The sequence below is a fragment of the Micromonospora sp. NPDC005324 genome, from assembly GCF_040607155.1.
In the GTDB taxonomy this organism is placed as follows: domain Bacteria; phylum Actinomycetota; class Actinomycetes; order Mycobacteriales; family Micromonosporaceae; genus Micromonospora; species Micromonospora trifolii.
Genome location: NZ_JBEXGE010000007.1, coordinates 123,894 through 144,729, shown reverse-complemented (window position 1 = coordinate 144,729; position 20,836 = coordinate 123,894). Strand labels below are relative to the sequence as shown.

18 protein-coding genes are annotated in these 20,836 nt (G+C 66.3%); 9 read left to right on the top strand and 9 right to left on the bottom strand.

Annotated elements, in window-relative coordinates; translation table 11 throughout:
• Positions 1-205: 205 nt before the first annotated feature.
• From ABZS40_RS09985 to ABZS40_RS09960, 6 genes are all read left to right on the top strand, one after another.
• On the top strand, positions 206-1,258 hold the full coding sequence (locus ABZS40_RS09985; protein ID WP_354942957.1) for a GDP-mannose 4,6-dehydratase: 1,053 nt from the start codon (positions 206-208) through the stop codon (positions 1,256-1,258).
• 124 nt (positions 1,259-1,382) lie between these two features.
• A complete protein-coding gene (locus tag ABZS40_RS09980) occupies positions 1,383-3,770 on the top strand; it encodes a discoidin domain-containing protein (RefSeq protein ID WP_354942956.1) in 2,388 nt (795 codons plus the stop codon).
• A 167-nt stretch (positions 3,771-3,937) separates the two neighbouring features.
• Positions 3,938-5,641, top strand: a complete 1,704-nt coding sequence (locus ABZS40_RS09975; RefSeq protein ID WP_354942955.1) for a PIN-like domain-containing protein — start codon at positions 3,938-3,940, stop codon at positions 5,639-5,641.
• Between the two features lie 725 nt (positions 5,642-6,366).
• Entirely contained in the window at positions 6,367-8,079 is a 1,713-nt protein-coding gene (locus tag ABZS40_RS09970; RefSeq protein WP_354942954.1) for an AAA family ATPase, read from the top strand.
• Positions 8,079-9,836, top strand: a complete 1,758-nt coding sequence (locus tag ABZS40_RS09965) for an ATP-dependent helicase (protein ID WP_354942953.1) — start codon at positions 8,079-8,081, stop codon at positions 9,834-9,836. Before ABZS40_RS09970 ends, ABZS40_RS09965 begins: the two co-directional genes overlap by 1 nt.
• 32 nt (positions 9,837-9,868) lie before the next feature.
• On the top strand, positions 9,869-10,423 hold the full coding sequence (locus ABZS40_RS09960; RefSeq protein ID WP_354942952.1) for an HDIG domain-containing metalloprotein: 555 nt from the start codon (positions 9,869-9,871) through the stop codon (positions 10,421-10,423).
• On the opposite strand, the gene ABZS40_RS09955 is transcribed toward ABZS40_RS09960, so the two are convergent.
• Positions 10,411-10,881, bottom strand: coding sequence for an NUDIX domain-containing protein (locus ABZS40_RS09955; RefSeq protein WP_354942951.1), 471 nt, complete (start codon positions 10,879-10,881; stop codon positions 10,411-10,413). The genes ABZS40_RS09960 and ABZS40_RS09955 overlap by 13 nt on opposite strands.
• Before the next feature lie 26 nt (positions 10,882-10,907).
• A complete protein-coding gene (locus ABZS40_RS09950) occupies positions 10,908-11,657 on the bottom strand; it encodes a helix-turn-helix transcriptional regulator (RefSeq protein ID WP_354942950.1) in 750 nt (249 codons plus the stop codon).
• A gap of 354 nt (positions 11,658-12,011) precedes the next feature.
• Between ABZS40_RS09950 and ABZS40_RS09945 the strand changes: the two genes are divergently transcribed.
• On the top strand, positions 12,012-13,271 hold the full coding sequence (locus tag ABZS40_RS09945; RefSeq protein WP_354942949.1) for a helix-turn-helix transcriptional regulator: 1,260 nt from the start codon (positions 12,012-12,014) through the stop codon (positions 13,269-13,271).
• Positions 13,272-13,325: 54 nt separating this feature from the next.
• On the opposite strand, the gene ABZS40_RS09940 is transcribed toward ABZS40_RS09945, so the two are convergent.
• Positions 13,326-13,775 carry a hypothetical protein gene (locus tag ABZS40_RS09940; RefSeq protein WP_354942948.1) on the bottom strand — a complete coding sequence of 150 codons (450 nt, stop codon included), beginning with the start codon at positions 13,773-13,775 and terminating at the stop codon, positions 13,326-13,328.
• A 139-nt stretch (positions 13,776-13,914) separates the two neighbouring features.
• Between ABZS40_RS09940 and ABZS40_RS09935 the strand changes: the two genes are divergently transcribed.
• Entirely contained in the window at positions 13,915-15,111 is a 1,197-nt protein-coding gene (locus ABZS40_RS09935; protein ID WP_354943049.1) for an epoxide hydrolase family protein, read from the top strand.
• 5 nt (positions 15,112-15,116) lie between these two features.
• Here the strand turns inward: ABZS40_RS09935 and ABZS40_RS09930 are convergent, their stop codons facing one another.
• From ABZS40_RS09930 to ABZS40_RS09920, 3 genes are read right to left on the bottom strand one after another with little or no spacing between them, the layout of a single operon-like run.
• Positions 15,117-15,983: a metallophosphoesterase gene (locus tag ABZS40_RS09930; RefSeq protein WP_354942947.1), complete on the bottom strand. Its 867-nt coding sequence runs from the start codon at positions 15,981-15,983 to the stop codon at positions 15,117-15,119.
• A gap of 43 nt (positions 15,984-16,026) precedes the next feature.
• Positions 16,027-16,314 carry a hypothetical protein gene (locus ABZS40_RS09925; protein WP_354942946.1) on the bottom strand — a complete coding sequence of 96 codons (288 nt, stop codon included), beginning with the start codon at positions 16,312-16,314 and terminating at the stop codon, positions 16,027-16,029.
• The gene (locus tag ABZS40_RS09920; RefSeq protein ID WP_354942945.1) at positions 16,308-16,628 is read right to left on the bottom strand and encodes a hypothetical protein; all 321 of its coding nucleotides are present in this window, start codon (positions 16,626-16,628) and stop codon (positions 16,308-16,310) included. The genes ABZS40_RS09925 and ABZS40_RS09920 overlap by 7 nt, the downstream gene beginning before the upstream one ends.
• A 169-nt stretch (positions 16,629-16,797) precedes the next feature.
• Between ABZS40_RS09920 and ABZS40_RS09915 the strand changes: the two genes are divergently transcribed.
• The gene (locus ABZS40_RS09915; RefSeq protein WP_354942944.1) at positions 16,798-17,649 is read left to right on the top strand and encodes an alpha/beta hydrolase; all 852 of its coding nucleotides are present in this window, start codon (positions 16,798-16,800) and stop codon (positions 17,647-17,649) included.
• Positions 17,650-17,738: 89 nt separating this feature from the next.
• Here the strand turns inward: ABZS40_RS09915 and ABZS40_RS09910 are convergent, their stop codons facing one another.
• From ABZS40_RS09910 to ABZS40_RS09900, 3 genes are read right to left on the bottom strand one after another with little or no spacing between them, the layout of a single operon-like run.
• The gene (locus ABZS40_RS09910; RefSeq protein ID WP_354942943.1) at positions 17,739-18,755 is read right to left on the bottom strand and encodes a methyltransferase; all 1,017 of its coding nucleotides are present in this window, start codon (positions 18,753-18,755) and stop codon (positions 17,739-17,741) included.
• A 42-nt stretch (positions 18,756-18,797) separates the two neighbouring features.
• Complete coding sequence (locus tag ABZS40_RS09905) at positions 18,798-19,427, bottom strand: hypothetical protein (RefSeq protein ID WP_354942942.1); 630 nt, start codon at positions 19,425-19,427, stop codon at positions 18,798-18,800.
• Positions 19,424-20,830 carry a selenium-binding family protein gene (locus ABZS40_RS09900; RefSeq protein ID WP_354942941.1) on the bottom strand — a complete coding sequence of 469 codons (1,407 nt, stop codon included), beginning with the start codon at positions 20,828-20,830 and terminating at the stop codon, positions 19,424-19,426. Before ABZS40_RS09900 ends, ABZS40_RS09905 begins: the two co-directional genes overlap by 4 nt.
• Between the last annotated feature and the right edge of the window lie 6 nt (positions 20,831-20,836).

The following is a 20,836-nucleotide window of genomic DNA, read 5'->3' as shown; positions in this document are numbered from 1 at the left end:
GAGCACCCCGGGAGTAAGCTACTAGTCACAAATGCCCCAATAGTCCCGGATAGGTAAAAACGGGACGTCTTGCTCTGAAGCTCGCATATCGGCCCAGAACGTTGGGTGAAACGTACCTTTGGGGAGTATTTGGTGGGTTACGGTCGTGCCCGGTCGTCCGGTTGCCGCTGAGGGCCGAGAACCCCGTCGTTGCAAGGAGTTCCACATGGACCTGCCAGTTGTTGCCGTCGGCGTCGACCCGCCGACGGACCTGATCCCCGGGCGCGTGCTGGTGACCGGAGGCGCCGGCTTCATCGGCAGCCACGTGGTCGCCCGGCTGATGCTGATGGGCAGCCAGGTCCGGGTGCTCGACAACTTCTCCACCGGCCGGATCGAGAACCTGGCCGACGCCGCGTACGGCGGGCTGACCGAGGCCGACGTCGTGCCGGGTGACATCCGTACGCCGGAGGGTGTCGAGATCATCCATCAGTGGCAGCCGGACGTGGTGGTGCACCTCGCCGCGCAGCCGAGCGTTCCCGCGGCCCGTCGTTCACCCCTGTACGACGCCGACGTGAACGTGTTCGGCACCGTCAACGTTCTGGACGCCTGTGCCCGCGGCGGCGTACGGCTGGTGATCAACGCGGCCAGCAGCGCCATCTTCGGCAGCGTCGCCGCCCACGACCTGCCGGTCCGGGAGGACCATCCGATCGCTCCGGTGAGCCCGTACGGCGTCAGCAAGGCCGCCGGGGTGCACTACCTCGACTGGTACGGCCGTCAGCACGGCCTGCCGTACACCTCGATGGTGTTCGGCAATGTCTACGGGCCCCGGCAGGAGGGCAGCGACTGCGGCGTGGTGTCCCTGATGGCCGACGCGCTGCTCGGGGGCCGGCAGGTGGTGATCTACGACGACGGCACGCAGACGCGGGACTTCATCCATGTCAGCGACGTCGCCGAGGCGATCGCCGTCGCCTGCCACCACCCCGGGGTGGGTCTGGTCAACATCTCCTCGGGTCGGCAGACGAGCGTCAACGAGGTGTACGACACGGTCCGGGAGGCGTCCGGCGTCGGCAATGCGGCCCGTTACGAGCCGCTGCCCTGGCCGGGGGAGGTGCGCAACATGGCTCTGGACACCAGGAAGGCGCGCGAGCTGCTCGGGTGGTACCCGAAGATCGGCTTCACCGAGGGCGTACGGATGACGGTGCGCGACGCCCGTCGCCGCCAGGCCGGCGGCCAGATCCTGTCCCCGGTGCGAGCGTTGGAGAGGGCCATCAGCCACTGACGATCCAGCGCGTAATTCCCGTCATCTGATCCGGTTTTTCATCGATCAGTCTAACTCTTGCGGGTCGGCATCCAGTGCTGCCACGATGGCCGTCAATGCCTTCCGTCCCGAAGGAGTGGTCGTCATGGCGGTCTCCCGCCGCAGGTTCGTCACATCGGTGCTGGCCGGGTCCGCCCTCGCCACCGCCTCCACCACCGAGCTGCTCACCAGCATGTCCAGCCCCGCGCAGGCCGCCAGTCCCCCCGGGGACGTGGTCGGCAAGGTGACGGTCGGCTACCAGGGCTGGTTCAGCGCACCCGGCGACGGGGCGCCGATCGGCGGATGGTGGCACTGGGGCCGCGACCGGTTCCAGCCGCCCTCACCCGCCAACACCACGATCGTGTCCTGGCCGGACATGCGCGAATACACCCGCACCTATCCCACCGCGTACCCCAACCTGGGCAACGGCCAGCCGGCCACCCTCTTCTCCTCCTACGACCAGCAGACGGTGGATACCCACTTCCGCTGGATGCAGGAGAACGGCTGCGACACCGCCGCGCTGCAACGGTTCAACCCGATGGGCGACGAGGGCCCCACCCGCGACGCGATGACACAGAAGGTTCGCTCCGCCGCCGAACGGAACAACCGCAAGTTCTACATCATGTACGACGTCACCGACTGGCTGACCTTTCAATCGGAGATCAAGACCGACTGGACGACGAAGATGGCCGCGCACACCGCGTCCTCCGCGTACGCCCGACAGAACGGCAAACCGGTCGTCTGCATCTGGGGCTTCGGCTTCAGCGAGCCCAGCCGACCGTTCACCCCCGGGCCCTGCCTGGAGGTCATCAACTGGTTCAAGGCCCAGGGCTGCTACGTCATCGGTGGTGTGCCCACCTGGTGGCGGCAGGGCATTGAGGACTCCCGCCCCGGCTTCCTCGACGTCTACCACGCGTTCCACGCGATCTCGCCGTGGATGGTCTACCGGGCCAGGACCGTTGAGGAACTGGACTCCTACTACAACAACGTCAACGTCGGCGACATGGCCGACTGTGCGGCGCGCGGCATCGACTACCTGCCCTGCGTGATGCCCGGCGACCTCGCCGGGGGGCACCGCAAGCACGGCGACTTCTACTGGCGGCACATCTACAACATGGTCCGGCTCGGCTCCCAGGGCCTGTACGTGTCCATGTTCGACGAGTACAACGAGGGCAACCAGATCGCCAAGACCTCCGAGACCCAGGCCACCACCCCGGCCGGCGCGAACATCCGGGCCCTCGACGAGGACGGCGTGGCCTGCTCCTCCGACTACTACCTGCGGATCACCGCCGACGGCGGCCGGATGCTCAAGGGGCAACTCGCGCTCACCGCCGTACGCCCCACCCCACCGATGGTCGGCACTCCGCCCCCGACCGGCGGCGACCTCGCGGCCGGCCGGTCCACAGCGGCCAGCAGCCAGGGCGGCGGGTTCCCGGCGTCGAACGCTGTGGACTCGAACGCCGGCAGCTACTGGGAGAGCGGCGGCGGCTCCTTCCCGCACTGGTGGCAGGTCGACCTCGGCGCCAGCCACCAGGTCAACAAGCTGGTGGTGCGGCTGCCCGCCGGCTGGGGCGCGCGCACCCAGACCATCACCGTGCAGGGCAGCGTCAACGGCTCCTCCTTCACCACCATCGCCGGGGCCTCCGCGTTCGCCTTCGACCCGGCCACCGGCAACACCGTCACCCGCACGCTGACGGCCACCACGGCCCGCTACGTCCGCCTCAGCATCAGCGGCAACACCGGCTGGCCGGCGGGCCAGCTCGCCCAGGTCGAGGTGTACGCCGGCAGCACCGTCCCGGACAACCCGCCGACCACCCCGAGCGGCCTCACCGTGACCGGCAAGACGTCGACGAGCGTGTCCCTGGCGTGGACGGCGTCCACCGACGACACCGGGGTGACCGGTTACCAGGTACGCCAGGGCGGCACCGTCGTCGCCACCGTCACGGGCACCACGGCGACCGTGAGTGGGCTCAGCCCGTCCACCGCGTACACCTTCACTGTCACCGCCCGCGACGCCGCCGGCAACACCTCCGGCGCGTCCCCGGCGGTCACCGTCACCACGGACGCCGCGGCCAACGCGGACCTCGCCCGGGGCCGACCCACGTCGGAGAGCAGCCACGTCCAGAGCTACGGGTCGGGCAACGTGGTCGACGGTGACGCGAACAGCTACTGGGAGAGCAACAACAGCGCGTTCCCGCAGTGGGTGCAGGTCGACCTGGGTTCCTTGCGCACTGTCGGGCGGGTGGTGCTGAAGCTGCCCCCGGCCACCGCCTGGGCCAGCCGGACGCAGACCCTGTCCGTGCAGGGCAGCACCGATGGGGGAAGCTTCAGCACGCTGGTCGGATCGGCGGGGCGGACCTTCAACCCGGCCACCGGCAACCAGGTGACGCTGACGTTCACCGCAGCGCAGACCCGCTACGTGCGGATCACTGTCACCGGGAACACCGGCTGGCCGGCCGGGCAACTGTCGGCGCTGGAGGTCTACGCCAGCTGACCGAGGCGTGGGCGGCCGCCGGGGGAGCGGCGGCCGCCCATGGGGCGGGCAGCACACTCTTCATATCAGAACTCAACCTTCGGCCAGGAGGAAGATCCTCGCCGTCGACGTGAGTCGCCCGCCCCTGAGACCACTGCATTCGAAAACTCCCCAAACGGCCTCCTGGCATGTGTCGAGATCGGCCGAATCGAGCTGACGACCCCTTGACCCCCAGAGATCGACAACGCGGTCCGGCACGGCTCGCACCGCTGGTCGGCGGTCTGATGGCGGTCATCATGGTCCCGCATGGTGTGGTCGGTTGCTGTACCTCGCTGCTGTACCGCCTGGTTTCGCCGGCCGGCGGCTTCCGCTCCCCAGCGGCTTCCGGCCACTCCCTCATCAGGCGGGCGGGTGGTTACTTGAAGACGCCAATGTCCCCAGTCACGGTACCGACGATGCCACTGACGGCCGCCGGCTTCGCGGAGGACCCAGCCCAAATGCCTCTGCCAAGCCAAGCGTTCTGGTGCTTGTGGACGATGCCGCGTAGATTACCGTCAGATCCCGCGAAGCCGCACTCCGACTGCGAAGTGGCGTACTACCTCATGGCAGAGTTTAGCGAACAGTTCCGACAGTACATTACCCCCAGCGAACAAAGCGTGCGCGACGGAATTACCGCAGGCCTTATCGTTCTTGACACAAACGTTATCCTGAGCGCTTACCGGTTCGCACCGAAAGCGCGCGAGGAACTACTAAGCATCCTAACTCTCGTTAAAGATCGCCTCTGGATTCCCTACCAAGTAGGGCTAGAGTTTCACCGAAACCGGTTTAGTGTAATAATGGAACACGACGCGGCCTACAAAGCAGTGATCGAAGCTCTGGACACCCACCGCAGCACGTATGAGGAGGATCTCGAAAAAAAGATTCGGGAGTTAGTGAACCGTGCGGCGCTGTCTGACAACGAGCAAACCGACCTCCTGAATCTGCTGCGGAACAGCCTCACGCCCCTTGCGTCTGCCGTTGGGAACCTACGTAAGCAACACGGAGTGGGTCGCCCCGCAGCGCACGATGCAATCCTGGCGAGGCTACAAGAAATCTTCTCCGGTAAAGTTGGAAAGCCATACGAGAAAGAGGAGGAAGAGGCGGAGAAGGTTGAAGCCGCCAAACGAGTACAGGACCAGATTCCCCCTGGCTACAAGGACACGAGTAAGCAGGAGAGCCACGGCGACTACTTCCTCTGGTCCCAGACGTTGAAAGAGGTACGGGAGCGCGGCGCGCAGTCGCTCGTCTTTGTTACCGGCGACGTGAAGGAGGATTGGTACCTTCGCATGAAGGGCCAAACCGTCATGGCCAGACCCGAGCTGTCGTTAGAGTGTCGAGAGAAAACCGCAGCTAACCTCGTGATGCTACCGACTAGATCCTTCCTAGCGCATGCAGAGACCTACCTACACGCGCAAGTTAGCGATGACACCCTTCGCCAAGCGGAGAAGATCGCCACGACTGCGAGTGTCGATCGAGCCACCCACCTTCGGGTACTACTGGAGCGTGACCGCGCAGAACTCGTGGCGGCTACGATGGCACTTGATGAGGCTCGCGTTAAAGTTGACTCCACCGAGGCGGACCTCGCAATGCTTATGCAACTCGAGCACGAAGCCGGGTCCCGGCTCGAAGTTATTACTAAGTACATCGAAGCCACGCAATCAATCAAGGGCCAACCTGCCCTAGAAAAAGCTCAGGCGAATCTCTCGAAACTGCACGAACACCTGGCGGTAGTTCAGACGGCTCGAAGAGACGCCCTTGTTCGTCGCGACCAACTCGCCGCCGAACTTGCCCGCGCCCACCAGCGGCGCGAATTTCACGCCGAGAAGTTCGATCAGACCTCTCGCTCCACCTGAGTGCAGTACCCCTACGTTCGCCATCCCGTCTGCCGTCGACCCACCCGCCGGGGAGCGGGCCAGGGCCAGGGCGCCAAGGTGGAGCGCGCTACCGGACGAACGACCTTGGCGCCCTGGCCCTGGTCTGCTCGGCTCTGCCTGGGTCGACGGTGGGCGGGATGGCTTTCCCCCATCCTGGAGCCAGAGGCCTGAAAGTCCTTCCTGCTCTTGGGACCGTCGACCTCGGCTCCGCGACTGCCACAGCACCCCCGTGATTCGCCTGGCACTCCCCTCGTCTCCCCGAAGCCCCGGAACCGCTCCCCTCATCGGCGGCCCGGGGCTTCTTACTATCTGCCGTCGCGCCGCCCGGCGGGGCTGGAACCGGCGACGCCGGGAGCGAAGCGGCAGGCGTCGGCGGCGGGCCGGCAGGCCCGGCCCCTGGTCGGCGGCGCGAGCGGCCTGCGGAGCGGGCCGCCTTGATCTCGTACAGAGAGTTCTCACATGTGGTGTAGACATTCGACAGTTCCTGCTGTTCGAGCAGATGGCGCAACAGGAGCGACGCCAGCGGTTCAGTCATTCCGCTGACGTCGCCTCAGCTAATGTCGAAAGCCGCACCGAAATCACGGATCGCCGGAGATTACCTTGCCTTCTTGATCCTTCCAAGGCTTTGAGCGCGACAGATTGCCGACAGGAGAGTTGCCAACGTCAACAACTTGGCGGGAATACCACGGTGTAGCGTCCACGCCATGCGCGTAGACCGACTGATGATCCGAAACTTTCGCAATCTTGCCGATATCGATATACCCCTGTTGCCAGGTACCGTCATCGTCGGCGAGAATCGGGCTGGGAAATCGAACCTGCTTTATGCGCTGCGCTTGGTGCTTGACCCCCGTCTCCCTAATAGCGATCGGGTTCTGGCTCGGGAAGATTTCTGGGATGGGCTGAGTGACGGAAGCACGACCTGGGACCCTATGGCGGCCGGCGAGGAAATCATAGTTTCAGTCGAGATGACCGACTTTGAGGACGACGATAATGTCGTCGCGGTGCTCTCCGACTGCATCGATCCGGCAAGCAGTCCAATGCGGGCAAAGATCACCTACCGTTTCGGGCCCGACGATTCGGATCCGCCGTCAGCGGCCACCTACTCCTGGGGTATTTGCGGTGGCCTTCTAGCTGATCAGCCCATGCCCGGCGACCTTCGGAAGTATCTTGGGTTGGCATACCTGGGTGCTCTGCGCGACGTCGAGAGCGACCTTCTGAACTGGCGGAAGTCCCCGCTTCGCCCTCTTTTAATTGCAACGGCCGAACAAGTGAAAGAGGAGGAACTGGAAAGAATCGGCAAGGCGGTCCAAACTGCCAACGAACAGGTGTCCGCGCTTGAACCCGTTCGGGATCTGGGCAACCGCATCAGCTCACGTACCGCCGAGATGGTTGGAGGGAGCCAAGCACTTGAGACTGAGTTGAGTATCGCCTCACAGGATCCCCTTCGCCTATTACGCACTCTCAGGATGTATGTCGACGGGGAGGCGCGGCGCCCCCTTGCAAGTGCCAGCCTTGGCAGCCTCAATGTTCTGTACCTGGCGCTCCTTGAGCTACTTCTTGACCAACGTGCGGCTTCTCTCGACGAGGCTCATACCGTTCTTGAGATCGAGGAGCCCGAGGCACACCTACACCCGCACCTCCAGCGGCTCATCTTCAAGCGTCTTCTTCACAGCGATGTCGCCAACAGGACAGTTCTCCTCACGACTCACTCGCCCCATATCGTGAGTGTGGCTCAACCAAGAAGTCTGGTTGTCCTCAGACCGGATGGCACCAAGACAAGGGCCTACGTCGCCTCTCACGCGCAATTGGATGAGGCTGACTGGCTCGATATTGAGCGTTACTTCGACGCGACGCGAGCGGAGTTGGCGTTTGCGAAGAGAGTCCTGCTCGTCGAAGGGTATGCGGAGCAGGTAATCATTCCTGCAATCGCACGGAGTTTAGGCCTCAACCTGGACAAGGTGGGTGTCACTGTCTGCGCGATCCACGGAACCCACTTCACACCCTACGTAAAGCTGTGCGAAGCGCTGGGTATCCCCTGGTCGGTCATCACTGACGGCGACCCCGGCGAGAAGGGCAAGAAGGCCGGCGACGATCGCAAGCAGGCGATCATTGATTGCTTGCCAACAGACAGAAAGAGTGACGCTTCGGCGCAGATCGCCGTCGGGGATTCGACTCTTGAATACGACGTGTACCGGGCCTCTTTGGACAACGTAGAGAGCTATAAGCGGGTTCTCGGTGAGCTGTGCGGTCCACAGGTGAGCAAGAGAGTAGCCGAGTGGGACAATCCGAGTTGCGATGATGTTCTGGCGGCGATCAAAAATGGCGGCGGAAAGGGCCGGTTTGCCCAGCGGCTCGCGCAGGAAAAGATTGCAGCGCCGGACTACGTGGCCGCCGTATTGCAGCTGCTTGCGCCATAATGGGGCGACTAGAGGACTCTATTGCTGAGCTGAGCACCAACACGGAGCAGTGGGAGGCCTTCAGCGCAGAAGGAAACTGCGTTGTTCAGGCTCCACCGGGAAGCGGAAAAACGAAGCTTCTTGCTGCCAGGATCGCCTATGACCTAAAGCATCGAATCACGGCTCCTCGGGGTGCGGCTTGCATTACCCTAACCAACGCGGCTGCTGAAGAACTGACGGAGCGCGTGCTATCTCTCGGGGTTGGGTGGTCTTCGACCCTTTTCCTAGGTACCGTGCATTCGTTCGCCCTCAATCGGATCCTGCTTCCGTTCAAGTCAGCCACCGGCGTTCTGCCGATCGGCGGCATTAAGATTGCTACGAAGCAGCAAATCAGCGACGCAATGCGCACAGCCATGGCAGTTTGGCCGGCCGGACTTGATGACAGATTGGTCGGAGCGACCGTCAGGCGTATGCGGAGGCTCATGCCCACTCAAGAAGAGTGGACGGGAGTCGGGCCCAATATTCGTGCAGTGGCTGATGCATTCGACCGAGCGCTGCGTGGCATGGGTGTAATCGACTTCGACGGAGTCATTGCAGAGTCCGTCGGGCTAGTGGAGACCTTCCCTAGTATCCGCAGGTCACTGGTTGCTCGCTACCATGGCCTCTACGTCGACGAGTACCAAGATCTCGCCCCCGGGCTTCACCGTCTCGTAGAGGCGCTGTGTTTTGGGGAAGAGCGCCGAAGCTCGCTGTTCGCGGTAGGGGACCCGGATCAAGCCATCTTTGGATGGACCGGCACCCGGCCAGAGCTGCTTAAAGAGTTGTCGGAACGGACTGGCGTTACGCCGGTGGATCTCAGGACCAACTATCGGAGCGGTAGCCAAATCATCGACATTGCTGGTTTGGCTATCGGAAGTGGCCGCCAGGTAGTGGGGACGCGGCCTGGAGGCGAGGTTCAAGCTCACCGGTGCCCCCGCGGCTTCTTGGAACAATCGGACTGGGCCGTTCGACGCGTACGGACCCTGGAAGACCAAGCTGTTCCACTCGAGGAGATAGCGATCGTCGTTCCGGCTAATGATGATGTCGCGACGGTTGCCGCCAGCCTAACGACAGCAGGAGTCCCCTTCTACGTTCGAAAGACTGAGTATCCAGAGACTAGGACGACACGCCTGGTCGCCGCTGCGGCTGCCTGGGTTGCATCGCCAGCAGATTCAGGCATCAGCTTAGGCGAAATTCTTCGTTCATGGCGAGCGTTGCTCGGCACGCGAGTGGCTAGGTCGCAAGATGTGGCTCTAGTTCGTACCTTGCGCGAACTACGGCAGGACTCGAAGGCTCGCGTAGTCGCTCTAATTGATGGCTTCCTCCTTGCTGGTCTAGGTGAGGCTCTGGCGGACGCCTCCAAGGCGGAGGAGCGCAATGCGGTTAGCGAGATGAGATCATACTTCTCCTCGGCGACCGCGCATGCGGGTGAGATAGTGACACTGGGTCAGAGGCTAAAGCCTCTCGGACGAGTTGAAGTGCTGACGATTCCGTCTTGCAAGGGTCTAGAGTTTGATTATGTGATAGCACTAGGGTTGGATCAAGAGAAGTTTCCTTTCTTCGCCAGCCTCCGAGATCCCGAGAAGCTTGCCGAGGAAAGGCGCAAATTCTACGTGGTTCTGACCAGGGCTCGAAGTCATGTCGACCTGCTTTACAGCGGTTTCGTCATGTGGAAGCGATCGTTTCGGCCAAATTATGCGGGCCCTAGCATGTTTCTGCGTGAAATTGGGTTGGCGTAGACAATGCTACCCGTCCTGCTTATCATGTCTTGATGAGCGCGCTCAGGGCCAAAGCGGCGGCGACCGCCCAGCAACATCTTGCCGCTGAGCTTCCGCGTCGTTGGCGACATGTGCAAGCAGTTGCAGCGAAGGCTGACCGGCTTGGGGGGCTAGTAGGGGAGGACGCTGAGTTCCTCACGGCGGCAGCGTGGCTCCACGATATCGGGTATGCAGTGGACATTAGGGATACCGGCTTCCACGCCCTCGACGGTGCGCGGTGGCTCCTAACTGTGGGGTTCAGTGCTCGGCTCGCTGCTCTGGTTGCCCATCACTCCTGCGCCTCATACGAGGCAGCAGAGCGGGGCTTGGGTCACGTTCTTGCTGCTGAATTCTCCCTGGAGATGTCGCCTGTGTCAGACACTCTCTGGTTTGTCGACATGACTACTGGCCCCGATGGCCAAGACATGACTGTCGGAGAGAGGCTCGCGGAAATCCGCGAGCGATACGGCCGGACCGACTTGGTCACGAGGTTCTGGATCAAGGGAGAGTTGCCGCTGCTCGACGCTGTGCAGCGAACACAGGAGCGGATCGCACTTCACCCGATGTAGGGCTCGACGAGGTGCTCGAAGCCATGGTCAATGCGGAGCCGCATCGAGGGGTGGATAGACAATCCATCCAACTCGTCACGCTCGACCCACGCGACTGCCGAAGACTCGCTGCTGGTGACTGTCCGGCCTCGGACGTATCTTCCTCGGAAGCAGATGGAGAACTGCTGCCGCACCTCGCCGTCGCTGTACTCGACCACGTGGTTCGGGTTGGTGTAGATCCCGACCACGCCGGTTACCTCGATCTCGACGCCGGTCTCCTCGCGCGTCTCTCGTACCGCTGTGTCGGCAACGTACTCGCCGAAGTCCTGGGCGCCACCGGGTAGCGCCCACAGGCCGTTGTCGGTGCGCTGGATGAGCAGCACCCGCCCTAGCTCGTCCTGAACAAACACGGTCACTGCGACGACGATGCCGTTCGGCTTCGGGGCGTTCGGGTTGTTGTAGTGCTCGATCCGGGCCATGTTCTCAGCCTCTCACCGCTTGCAGGTCAGTGCTCAGGCCAGACGGCCCGCTTCTTCCCGAGGACTCGGTTGAAGCTGGCGACGTAGCTGTCGAACAGGTCCCCGCCGCCGAGGCGTCGCAGGTGCAGCACTGGCGCGTAAGCGGCCGGCGTGCCGTAGAGATGGGTGTTGACCAGCATCTCGTCGTCGAAGCGGTAGATGGAGTTGTAGAGAATCGTGTCGTGGTAGTAGATCCCGACGTTGTCCAGGTCCCGTAGGTCTTTGTAGAACGCCAACGCATTCAGGATCTTGTTTGACATCGCTGCGCCGATGCCCTCGGCGTCGCCACGCTCGGTGATGTGTTCGCCCTCTGGGTCGCCGAATAGCAGCTCCACCTGCGCCCCGGCCAACGCCTTCTCGCGGAGCGTCGCGATCCACCGGTGGTTGAACTCGGGCAGGAACAGTCCTCCATATACCAAGACGCCGACCTGTCGGGTGGCCTGCTCCAGGAGCCGCTGCCAGAGGTCGGTGGGAACGGCTCCGCGGCGCGGGTAGATGTGGATGAGTTCCGACTGGCTGATCTGCACGGCCCGTTGCGTCGGAAGCGCGTCCGGCCAGAGGTACGACTCACTTTCGCTCAGCAGTTCGGCGATGGTGTGGCGGTAACGCGGGTACGGGTTGCGGGTCTGTGTCACCCACCGCTCGACGGTCTTCGGGTCGACACCGAGCTTTTCCGCCAGCGTCGATGCCGTCAGACCGTTCTTGAGCATGCCGTTGCGAAGACGGTCGTTCGGCATCGCATCTCCTGCGCACTGGGCTGGGGGACGGCATGGGGACAACTCAGCCTAACAAGGACGTCCCCAGTCGTCCGTGACTCGCGGTGAAGTCGTCATTACCAATCGGCGGAGCCTGGTTCCACAGGACAGGTCATCCAAACAGGACGCGAGAGGCACAGCCGAGGTTCGGTGAGTCCAAGCGTCGGCGCCGGCTGGCGGAGGTGGGCATGCAAGGGGACGAGCCGACGAGCAGGGCCGAGCAGTGTGAGGCGGCCGAGCGGGAGGCTGCCAAGCAGCGCCTTCTGGCGCAGGCGGAGGCGGAGCGCGTACCCGTAAACGACACGACCCGCGCGGTCCCGGACCGGCGGTGGCGGCGTGACCAGCGATGACGTCCCGATCGGCCGCCGTGTCGCCCGCTGGCGGGTGCGGCGGTCGATGACGCAGCAGATGCTGGCCGACCGGTTGCGCAGGTCGAAGAGTTGGGTGGACAAGGTGGAGCGGGGCGTACGCACCCTGGACCGTTATTCGGTTATCCAGGAGCTGGCTCACGTCCTGCGGGTCGACCCGGAGGTGCTGCTCGGTCAGCAGCGCAGCACCTCGGCGGGCCCGCCGGATGGGGTGGACGACATCCGCGCCGCGCTCGCCCGCTACGACACCCCACAGGCTCCAAGGCAGGCACCGGAAGAGCTGAGAAGGCAGGTCGGGTACGCCTGGCTGAGCTACCAGCACGCGCACTACGGGCAGTTGGTGCGGGTGTTGCCGGGTCTGCTCGACACCATCCAGGCCGTGCGGTCACCCGAGTTGCTGGTGCAGGCGTACCGGATCACGTCGTCGCTGCTGGTGAAGCTCGGCGAGGCCGACCTCGGCTGGTTGGCCGCCGACCGGGCAATGTCCGCCGCCGGCGACAACCCGATCCTGGCGGCAACGGCGGCCATCTCGGTAGCCCAGGCGCTTCGCGCGTCAAACCGCGACCGCCTAGCCCTGACAGCGGCCCTAACCGCAGCGAACCGCCTCCTCCTAACCCCTGTCTGCCCGGCTGATCATGAGGTTGGCGGGCTTCGTGGAGATCAAATCGCCCGTCAACCCCATGATCAACGAGGCGAGGGCGAGGGCGAGGGTGCGCCCGCGCGGCAGCGACCGCCGGGGGAGTGGGCGCTGGGCGGGACCCTGCTACTCCAGGCGGCCCTGGCCGCCGCTGGCTGCGGCGAGCACGGCCGCGCCGAGGAGCTGACCGATCGGGCCGCGGGGATCGCCGCCAGCCTTCGGGGGTACGACGATCCGCACCGCACCAGCTTCGGGCTGGTCGCCGTCGAACTGGCGCGGGTGCTGGTGGCGGCGCAACGGGGTGACGTCATCGGGGCGCTACGACGGCACTCGACCGTCATGCGGCGGGAGGGGTGGCGGCGGTTGCCGGCCGAGTACCGGGGTGCGTACCTGGTCGACGTCGCTCGGGCGTACGTCCAGGTGGGTGACCTGCGTGGGGCCGCCCGCGCCCTCGTGGACGCGGACAGCGTCGCGCCGGCTGAGGTTCGGTGCCGGCCGTTGGCGCGTACCGTGATCGCCGATGTTGCCCGCGCGCAGCCGGCGCCGGCCGGCGTGGCGCGACTGGCCACGGTGGTCGGCCTCACCCGCTGACGGACGTGCGCCGGCGCAGGTCGGAGGCCGGGTGGACGGTGCGTAACAGCAGCGTCAGTGCTCCCAGAGGTGCTCGGTGCGGAAGTACCTGGCGGTGAACGCCTCTTCCAGGGAACCGGTGTCCGTCTCATCCGTCCACCAACCCGGCCAGACGTCGACACCGGAGGGCGCGCTGATGGCCGTGAGGACGGTGGAGCACCGGTGGCAGCGCCGAGGTGCCGAATCCCGGAACCGCCCGCCGCAGTCGCATCGCCGTAGCCGTGCCTCCAGCGCCGCCATCAGCGCCGGGTAGGGCTCGTCACGGGACGGCAACGCGTCCGCGATGGCCGTACACGTGCTGTCGTAGTCACTGAGATCCACCCGCATTGGGCAGCTGTCGCAGTAGAGGAAATGGCAGTCCAGCAGCGGCGAGTGGTCGAGGCGGTAAAGGCGCTCGTGGCACTCCGGACAGGTGACTTCCTCGCCATTTAGCCAGTTGTCGTCGAATTCGTCCGGTTGGCTCACCGGTTGATCATCCCACGGGCGAGGTGCGTCGGCGATTCGCGTTTTGGCCCGGGTGGCGCCGGCCCGCTGTGAGACTGAGCGAGTGCCGATTCCGTCGGTGCATAGGCACTGGCCGACTCGACCTGGCGAGGTGGGGAAGATGTCCAACGACAACGAAATTCGTCCCTTCCGGCTCGACACCCCAGAGGACACGATCGCCGACCTGCGTCGCCGGATCGCGGCTACCCGCTGGCCCACCCGCGAGCTGGTCATCGACCGCTCGCAGGGGGTGCAGCTGGCGACGATCCAGGAGTTGGCCCGCTACTGGATGACCGATTACGACTGGCGCGCCTGCGAGACGAAGCTGAACTCGCTGCCGCAGTACACGACGACCATCGACGGCATCGAGATCCACTTCATCCACGTGCGGTCGCAGCATGAGAACGCCCTGCCGCTGGTCATGACGCACGGCTGGCCGGGCTCGGTCGTCGAGCTGCTCGGAGCCGTCGGCCCGCTGACCGACCCGACCGCGCACGGCGGCACGCCCGAGGACGCGTTCCACCTGGTGCTGCCGTCGTTGCCGGGCTACGGCTTCTCCGGCGAGCCAACCGAGCCTGGCTGGAATTCCGCGCGGATGGCGCAGGCGTGGGCGAAACTCATGGACCGCCTCGGTTATTCGCGCTACGTCGCGCAGGGCGGCGACGTCGGCGCCGCCGTCACGGACGCCATGGGGCGCCAAGGTCCCCAAGGGCTGCTCGGCATCCACGTGAACCTGCTCGCCGGGGCGATCGGCATCAAGGACACGTTGCCGGCCAATTCCGAGCATGAACGTGCCGCGCTCGACGCGCTGAACCTGTTCGCCAAGGACGGCTTCGGCTACTTCCTGGAGCAGTCCACCCGGCCGCAGACGATCGGCTATTCGGTGCTGGACTCACCTGTCGGTTTGGCGGCCTGGATGCTCGACCACGACACGGACAGCTACTACAAGATCTCCCGCGCGTTCCTCGACGGCGAGCCGGCCGGCGGCCTCACCCGGGCCAGCATCCTCGACAACATCACGCTGTACTGGTTGACGGGTACCGGCGCTTCGTCCGCCCGGTGGTACTGGGAGCAGGGGCGGTTTCAAGCGGCGGCCCAGGCCGCCGGTCAGGCTCCTCCGCCGGTCACAGTGCCGGTTGGCTTCACCACGTTCCCCGGCGAGATCTGGCCCGCTCCGCGTAGCTGGGCCGAGGCGGTCTACCCCGGCATCGCGTACTTCAACGAGGCTGACAGCGGCGGGCACTTCGCGGCCTGGGAGGAGCCGGAACTCTTCGCCGCCGAGGTGCGGGCCGCGTTCCGGCCGCTGCGGAAATCCTGACGGCGTCACCCCCTGACGGACGAGCGCCTGCGTACGTCGTCGGCCGGGTTGATGGTGCGGACCGGGTCGGGCACCGGACCTCGGGGCTGCCACTCGCGGGGGTAGCCAAGAGAAACCTCCTCGAAGCGCACCCCGTCGTGGAACGTGGTGCGGGGGATGTGCAGGTGCCCGTACACCACTGTGGCCGCGTCGAAGCGCAGGTGCCAGTCGCTGGTGCGGACGGTGCCGCACCACTGGGCGAAGACCGGGTACCGCAGGACGTCGGTCGGTTCCCGCACCAGCGGGTAGTGGTTGACCAGCACCGTCGGCAGCGCCGGGTCGCGCTCGGCCAACCGGCGTTCGGTCTCGGTGATCCGGGCCGCGCACCACGCCTCCCGACTCGGGTACGGGTCGGGGTGCAGCAGCGCCTCGTCGGTGCACACCACACCGGCCGCGTACGCCAGTGCCAGCGACTCCTCCTGGGTGTGCGCCTCCGGCACCCGGAACGTGTAGTCGTAGAGCACGAAGAGCGGGGCGATGGTCGCCGGGCCGCCGTCGCCGTCCCACACCGGGTACGGATCCTCCGGTGTGAACACCCCCAACCGCCGGCACATCCGCACCAGCTCGCGGTAGCGCTCCTCACCGCGCAACGTGACCGGGTCCCGTGGTGGTGTCCACAGCTCGTGGTTGCCGGGCGCCCAGACGACCCGCGCGAACCGGCTGCTCAGCAGCCCGAGCGCCCACTCGATGTCGGCGAACCGGTCGGCGACGTCACCGGCGACGAGCAGCCAGTCGCCGTCGTTGTCGGGGTGCAGTTCCTGAACGAACGCCCGGTTCTGCGGGTGCCCGACGTGCAGGTCGCTGACGGCCCGCAGCCGGGGCGGAAGGCTCACCACCCGAGGCTAGGCCGATCAGGACACCCCCGCCAGGGCGCAGTCAGCAGAACCAGCCGTCCTGCACCCAGCCGCGCCGGTTGATGTGCCCGTAGGCGAAGCCGTAGACGTAGCCGCCGCTGCGGGGACCCTCGACCAGGAACGTCTGACCCTGGTAGAGGGTGCCCATCCAGGCGCCGACGGGCTGGGTACGGACGAACAGGTCGCTGGCGCACACCCTTTCCCGTTCCCCGATGGTGCCGTTGGCGGCCTGCGCGGGGGACGGCAGGGCCACGGTGGCGGCGACGACCCCGGCGAGCAGGCCGGCGAGGGCGCGACGTCGGGTCACCATGAGTCGTACCCGCCGATGCACTCGGCGCGCAGGTAGCCCCAGTCGTTGGGGCCGAAGTCGAACGACGCCGCCCAGCCGTTGTAGACCGGGTGCGCCCCCGGCGTGTGACCGATCTTGTTGCCGTAGACCAGGGTGCGCTTGAGGCCGGTAGGCCCGCCGGCGGAGTCGTAGTTGGCGTAGAAGCTGGCGCTCTGGCAGACCACTATGGCGTGCCGTGGCACCACCGGGTCGGCCTCGGCCGGCGTGGCGCCCAGGGCGGCCACCGCCGCTCCGACGGCCAGTGCGGCGGCCCTCGTGCGGACTCGTCGAAGCATGCCCACCTCCCGTACGGCGAAACTTACTACCGGCGAGCCTACTGATTGCGTCGATAAATGTCGATGGGTGAGCTGGGTCCCGGAGGGGCTCCCGGTGGCCGGCATATCCATCGACCCGACGGGAAAGCGCGGGGCGTCCGACAGCCCGAGACCGGAGCAGGAGACAAACATGCCTTTCATCACCGTGGGGACGGAAAACTCCGCGCCCATCGACCTGTACTACGAGGATCACGGTTCCGGTAAGCCGGTGGTGCTGATCCACGGGTTCCCGTTCAACGGGGCGACCTGGGAGAAGGTGACCACACAGCTGCTCAACGCCGGATACCGGACGATCACCTACGATCGGCGCGGATACGGCAACTCTGCCCAGCCGACGTTCGGGTACGACTACAACACGTTCGCCGCGGATCTGGACGTGCTGATGACGGAGCTGAACCTGAGCGACGTGACCCTGGTGGGGCACTCGATGGGCACCGGCGAGGTGATCCGGTACCTGGGCAACTACGGCTCCCAGCGGGTCAGCCGGGCCGTGGTGCTCAGCCCGCTGCAGCCGATGCTGGCCAAGGCGAGCGACAACCCGGAGGGCGTCGACCGGAGCCTCTTCAAGGGTTTCCAGGACGCCATCATCAAGGACCGGTTCGCCTACCTGACGTCCTTCTGCGACGCGTTCTTCAACCCGGACCAGAACATGGGCAAGCGGGTCAGCGAGGAGGCGTACCGGGCGCACTGGCAGATCGGCGCGATGGCCTCCGCCAAGGGCACCCACGACAGTGTGGACGCCTGGCAGGAGGACTTCCGCCAGGACCTGCCGAAGGTCGACATCCCGGTGTTGATCGTGCAGGGTGACCAGGACCGGGTGCTGCCCTACCCGGTGACCGGGCAGCGGCTCGGGCCGATGATGCCGACCGGCCAGCTCGTCACGCTCAAGGGCGCGCCGCACGGCATCCCGTGGACCCACCCCGACGAGGTCAACAAGGCGATCATGGACTTCATGAAGCAGCCGGCGAAGGCTCGCGCCTGACCCGTACCGGTAGCCGATCGGACGCCCGCGCCGTGAGGCGCCGCGACACCCGGCCCACGGTTCGCACCGGGGCCGGGTGTCGTCGTCGGTCAGGGCCGGCGGGCTACCACCGCGCCGTTGGCGCCCGGCGCGTCGAACGGCACGGTACGCACGTCGACGAAACCGGCGTCGGTCAGCCAGGCCGTGTACTCGGCGCCCGAGTAGTTCCGGCCGCCCTCGGTCTCGACAAGCATGTTCATCCCCATCAGGGCCGCCTCCGGCGGTCCGGTGCGTTCGTCGTTGAGCAGCAGTTCACAGACGACGATCGCCCCGCCGGGCGGCAACGCCGCGTGGCACCGGGCCAGCAACGCCCTGTTCGTCGGCTCGTCCCAGTCGTGCAGGATCATGCTGAGCAGGATGACGTCGTGCCCGTCCGGCAGCGCCGGGTCGGCGAGGAAGTCACCGCCCACCGCGTCGATCCGCCCGGTCAGGCCCGCCTCCGCGATCCGCTCCCGGGCCCGGACGCAGACGTGCGGCAGATCCAGGACCGTCGCCCGTAGGTCGGGCAGGCGTCGGCAGAACTCGATCGGGAACGCGCCGGCACCGCCGCCCACGTCGAGCAGTCGACGATGCGCGGAGAAGTCGTACGCGTCGGCCAACGCGCTCGCGGTGAAGCTGGACGTCGAGAACATCGCGTCCCAGAACTGCGCCAGCATCTCCGGGTCCTCGGTGTCGAACATCGACTGTTGGGATTCCGGGTCCCAGGTCAACGGCCGGTCCGTGCGTAGAGCCTCGCCGATGCGGTGCCAGGGCAGGTAGGTGCGCAGGTCCGAGTAGCGGACCTGCGCCCCGAAGTAGTACGGGCGGCCCTCGACCAGGAACTGCTCGGCCAAATCGGAGTTGCGGTAACCGTCGCCGGCCTTCTCCAACAGGCCGAGCGACGCACTGGCGGCCAGCAACAGGTCAGCGGGCCGGTCGGGCAGCCCGAACTCGGCTGCGGCCTGCTCGACGGTCATCGTCCGCCCGCCGGCCAACCGGGTGAAGAGGCCGAGTTCGACGCCGGCCGCGAGGGTCTTGAACCCCCACACACCGGCCACCAGGCGCATGAGGGGAGTCGGAGTGATCACCACGACATGAGACCACACATCACACGTTTCCACGATGGATGGTCACGCTCGGATCAGCGTCACCAACCCGGCGGCCACCAGCACCCCGGCCCAGAGTCGGTCGACGTTGAACCAGGCCCGACGCAGCACACCGACCCCGAACACCCGGTAGACCAGCATCGCCACGGCCAGGGCGACGCCGAGCATGGCCACTGTGTGCACGCCGGCCGCCGCGAGGCCGGACAGCGCGCCCACCGGCGCGGCGGCCAGGTGCCCGGAGTGACCCCCTGGCACCGGCTCGGCCACCAGCACCGGCAACAGCATCAGCCCCGCGCCGTGCGCCGACGACATGAGGAACGACCAGGCGGCGAGCTGCGCCGCCGACAGCCGCATTCCCGCCCAGCGGAAGTGCCGCTCGGAGAGCAGCCGCCACAGCCCGAAGGCGACCAGCAGCACGCCGCCCACCACAGCGAGGGCGCTGCTCGTCGTCACCGACCGGGTCGCGGCGACTAACGCGGCGACGATGGCCACCGAGGCGAGATGCCCCGCCGCGATCGGCGGCAGGGCGCGCAGCAACGCCAGCCGGCTGCGCTCCTGAAGGCCCCGGGCCATCGCGAACAACCAACCCATCGCCGGGTTCAGACCATGGAACGCGCCGAGCGCGGCGAGCGTCGCCACTGTGGTGACGGTCATGGATAGCAGTACGAGTCGGAGGAAGCGTCCCCGCCCTGCAACCGGGTCTGGTGCACCCGCAGGCCCCGGAACTCGTCCCCGTGCGGAAAGAACCGCTCATCCGGGGTGAGCCCGCCAGCGTCCACGTCGACGTCGAGCTTGGCCAGCCAGGCACCCACCCCGTCGGGGTAGAACTGGTCGTCCCACGCGCCGTAGAGCGAGTTGCTGACGTAGACCCGCCGGCCGTCCCGGCTGACCTCCACCATCTGCGGGCCACCGGCCAACGCCTCGTCCGGCACCGACGGGTGCGCGGTCCGGCGGACGATCCCGCCGAGGTGCACCGACCCCGTCTGCACCGGGTGCAGCGGGTCACTGACGTCGTACTGGCGTAGCTCGCCGGTGCCCCAGCAGGAGACGTAGAGGAACCTGTCGTCGACCGACAGGTCGATGTCGGTCACCAGCGGCGGCACCGCCCCGAACGGCTTGAGCAGGTCGGGCAGGTCCGCCGGGTCGGCCGGTTCGGCCGGGATGTCGATCACCTTGGTGACCGCCCAGGCGTCCCCCTCACGGTGCCAGAGCCAGATCGAGGCGGACAGGTCCTCGACGCTGATCACCACCCCGACGAACCCGTACGACTTCGTCGGATCGTGCGCCGGACGCAGCTCCAGCGGCATCTGGTACTGGTCGCCGAGATCGACCCGTTGGACGTGCCGGCGTTTCGCCAGGTCCCAGAAGTGGATGGCGTGCCCGTAGCGTCGGCCCAGCAGCAACTCACCGATGATGCCGTCCTCGATCATCGACGGTGTGCCCCACTCGCTGGTGACCAGCACGTCCTGGGTCAGGTGCCACCACACGTCGTACGCCAGGAACTGTGGCCCCCGGTCGGCCTCCCACGCCCCGCGTACCTCGAACGTGGTGTGGTCGAGGATGGCGATGCCACCCGGGCCCTCCGCGCCGTCCGCGCCGCCGAGGGCGGAGAGGTAGATGCCGTCCGGGCCGCAGTGCACTGTGTGTGGCCGCGAGTAGCCGGCCCGCTTCGCCAGCTCCTCCGCCCCGATCACCTTGACGATCTGCGGCTGGCGCGGATCGGGCTGGGTGTCGAGGACGTGGATGCGCGACGACCGCAGGCCGGGCACGATCAGGTAGCGCCGCTCGACGTGCGGGTGCGGAGCGGTCGGGCAGAGCGCGCTGCTGCACGCGTTCCAGCCGAAGTGGTGCAGCTCGTCACCGACGTACGGCAGGTCGGTCCAGCCGACGACCCGGCCGTAGTCGGGGGAGTCGGGGTCGGTGTCGAGCACCACGATGGCGTCCGGACGGCTGGCCGTGGGGTCGAAGGCCGCCACGTAGGCGAGCTTCTCCGCCGGTGCGGTCACCGCCTCCCGGGGCGAGGGGTAGAACGTGGGGTCGGGGGTCCAGCGGGTCATCGCAGC